Annotated in this window: 4 protein-coding genes; all 4 read right to left on the bottom strand. The window is 65.3% G+C overall.

Going from position 1 to position 2,807, the window contains the following annotated elements; all coding sequences use genetic code 11:
- Positions 1-47 precede the first annotated feature (47 nt).
- The 4 genes from PMI12_RS26120 to PMI12_RS26135 all read right to left on the bottom strand — a co-directional run bounded on the left by PMI12_RS26120 (position 48) and on the right by PMI12_RS26135 (position 2,737).
- Positions 48-326 (bottom strand): barstar family protein, encoded by a 279-nt coding sequence (locus PMI12_RS26120; RefSeq protein ID WP_007838738.1) that lies wholly within the window; start codon positions 324-326, stop codon positions 48-50.
- 12 nt (positions 327-338) lie between these two features.
- Positions 339-1,967: an IS66 family transposase gene (gene tnpC / locus PMI12_RS26125; RefSeq protein WP_007838739.1), complete on the bottom strand. Its 1,629-nt coding sequence runs from the start codon at positions 1,965-1,967 to the stop codon at positions 339-341.
- A gap of 72 nt (positions 1,968-2,039) precedes the next feature.
- Positions 2,040-2,375 carry an IS66 family insertion sequence element accessory protein TnpB gene (gene tnpB, locus PMI12_RS26130; protein WP_042674443.1) on the bottom strand — a complete coding sequence of 112 codons (336 nt, stop codon included), beginning with the start codon at positions 2,373-2,375 and terminating at the stop codon, positions 2,040-2,042.
- Positions 2,372-2,737, bottom strand: a complete 366-nt coding sequence (locus PMI12_RS26135) for a transposase (protein WP_237726177.1) — start codon at positions 2,735-2,737, stop codon at positions 2,372-2,374. The genes tnpB and PMI12_RS26135 overlap by 4 nt, the downstream gene beginning before the upstream one ends.
- Positions 2,738-2,807 lie beyond the last annotated feature (70 nt).

A 2,807-nucleotide genomic window follows, 5' to 3' on the forward strand; every position in this document is an offset into this window, starting at 1 on the left:
GTAAGCGTACGGCAATCACACCTTGACTGAGCCGTGACGCGAATCGGTCACGTCAAGCGGACTAAAACGTGTGGGTTCGACGCGAGGATGCCTTCGAAGATCGCAAGGTCGCGCTCTCCCAAGGCGTTGCAGCTGGTCCAGCCGTCGAGGATCAGGGTGTATGAGTCTTCAGCAGGCCACGACAGGTAGTCGTTGAAGGCGTCCCAGTTGCCACCCCAGTGGCCTCCGGCGGCGTTTATCAGGCCGGTGTTGAACGCTGACGTGAATGCATCCATGTCCCGCACGCCGTGCAGTTCGATGAGGTATTGGGGACCGGTTATAGGCATGAATCAGGAATGCTACCGTTCAACAGGCAGCCTCCACCGGTGCGGCAGGAGTTCTTCGACGCGATTGGCCGGCTGGGTTGGAAGGCGCTGCAGGACGTCCTTCAAGTACGCATACGGATCGAGCCCGTTGAGCTTGGCCGACTGGATCAAGCTCATCACCGCGGCCGCGCGCTGCCCAGCCCGCAGCGAGCCCGCGAACAGCCAGTTCGAGCGCCCGAGCGCGATAGGACGGATCTGGTTCTCCACCCAGTTGTTGTCGATCGGCAGTTGCCCGTCGTCGACGTAGCGCGTGAGCGCGGTCCATCGCTTCAGGCTGTAGTCCAGCGCGCGGGCCAGCGCCGTGCCATCGGTCGCGCGAAGGCGGTGCGCGACCATCCATGCGTGCAGCGCATCGGCCACGGGCCTGGCCTTATGCTGACGGATCACAAGGCGCTGCTGCGTAGTCAAGCCGTGCACCTCGCGCTCGATCTCGTAGAGCTCACCGAAGAACTTCATCGCCTGCTCGGCCACGGCACTCTTGGTGCTCGCCTGGAGCTCGAAGAACTTGCGCCTCGCGTGCGCAGCGCAGCCAATCTCGGTGACACCCTGTGTGAAGCTGGCCTTGTATCCAGCGTAGTCGTCGCACACCAGCTTGCCGATCCACGGCTCGCTGCCCTGCTGCAGGAAGGCGCGGGCGTGCTCGCCGGCGCGGCTGTCCGCGAAGTCATAGACGACGGCCCGGAGGTCCTCAAAGACACCGGGGCAGTACGCCCAGAGGTAGGCCTTGTGCGTCTTCTTCTGGCCCGGCGTGAGCATCGCCACCGGCGTCTCGTCGGCGTGCAGCACGCTGTGGCTCAGGATCTCCTGCTTGAGCGCGTCGACCAGCGGCTGCAGCTGCACGCCGCATACGCCCACCCATTCGGCCAGCGTGGAGCGCGCCAGCGGCATGCCGGCCCGCGCGAAGATGCTCTCTTGGCGGTACAGGGGCATGTGGTCGGCGTACTTCGCCACCAGCACTTGGGCCAGCAAGCCGGCGGTCGGCATGCCCTTATCGATGACTTGTGCGGGCACCGGCGCCTGGATCAGGGTCGCGCACTTCGCGCAGGCCCATTTGCCCCGAACGTGGCGCTCCACCGTGAACACACCAGGCGTGTAGTCGAGCTTCTCGCTCACGTCCTCGCCTATGCGCTTGAGCTCGCAGCCGCACCTGCAGGTGGTGCAGGCGGGGTCGTGATGGAACGACGTGCGCGGCAGGTGAGCCGGCAGCGGTGCCCGCTTCGGGTGCTGCGGCGCCGAGGGCGGTGGCTTCGTTCTAAACAGCTCGAGTTCCAGTTCGATGGCAGCAATGTCGGCGTCGACGGTCTCGTCGAGCAGGCTCTTCTGCGTGGCGTCGAGTTGCTCGCTGCGGGCACTGAACTTCCAGCGCTTGAGTACCGCGATCTCGTGGGTGAGCTGGTCGATGCGTGCTTCGCTCCAGACGAGCTTGCGATCCTTGATCAGGATCTCGCCGTCGGCCTGCGTGAGTTGGGCTTTCCTGAGCGCGATCTCGGCATCCCGCTCCGCGATCAAGCCGTCGCGCTCGGTAAGCTGGGCCAGCAACCCCTGCGCCAGCGCGCGCAACTCGGCCTCGCCGAGTCTCTGGAGTTGTTCGCTGGTGAGCATGGACCCAGTGTGCCGAACTCCGCGACAAGGGCCATTCGCAAACGCCCCAATTGCTGCGGGGCCACCTCCCGCTCACGCCATGGTGATGGCGCATCCATTGCCCAGGCGCTGCCACGGTAGCCCGAGCACGAGCGCGTCGAGCTGTTCACGAGACAGGGCCATCTGCACCCCCAGGGCGGTGTTGGCCCAGAGGAAGCGGCCCTGATGGAGTCGGCGAGCGCATAGCCAGATCCCGATGCCGTCATGCACAAGGATCTTCATGCGGTTGGCCCTTCGGTTGGCGAACAGGTAGGCGTGATGAGGCCTGGCCGATCCGAAGACCTGCACGACGCGGGCCAACGCGGTGTCGGTGCCAGCGCGCATGTCCAGCGGTTCGGCCGCAAGCCACACCGAATCGATGCGGATCACCGCAGCAGCTCGCGCATCCAGGCCGCGCACTCGGCGGCAGCGGCGACGGGCCATGTGGCCTTGACCATGAGCGTGCCTCGACGCAGTTCGATGACCAGTTCTTGAGCGGGCGTCGACGGCGAAGGCGTAACCGGCAACGCGACGAACGAGTGGGCTGGCATCGGATTCACAACCGGCTTCTGCGCTGATGGCGCCGCAGCCATCCGACGCCACTTGTGCACCAGGTTCGCGTTCAGGCCATGAGCCAGCGCGATGCCGGCCACCGAAGCATCGGGCTTGGCGCATTCGGCCAGAACTTGGGCCTTGAGGGCGGCGTCATGGCGCCGCCGGGTGAGTCGCTTGGAGTCTTTGATGGTGTCCACCTATCGGTCTGGTGCACACCATCCTGGCCCAGCCGCCAGGGGAATTCAATATGTGTTGGGCGGACGCATA

It is taken from the genome of Variovorax sp. CF313, from assembly GCF_000282635.1.
In the GTDB taxonomy this organism is placed as follows: Bacteria; Pseudomonadota; Gammaproteobacteria; order Burkholderiales; family Burkholderiaceae_C; genus Variovorax.

Bases quoted from the DNA above. Each gene is read 5' to 3' on its own strand.
- PMI12_RS26120 (WP_007838738.1), bottom strand. From the start codon at position 326: ATGCCTATAACCGGTCCCCAATACCTCATCGAACTGCACGGCGTGCGG.
- tnpC (WP_007838739.1), bottom strand. From the start codon at position 1,967: ATGCTCACCAGCGAACAACTCCAGAGACTCGGCGAGGCCGAGTTGCGC.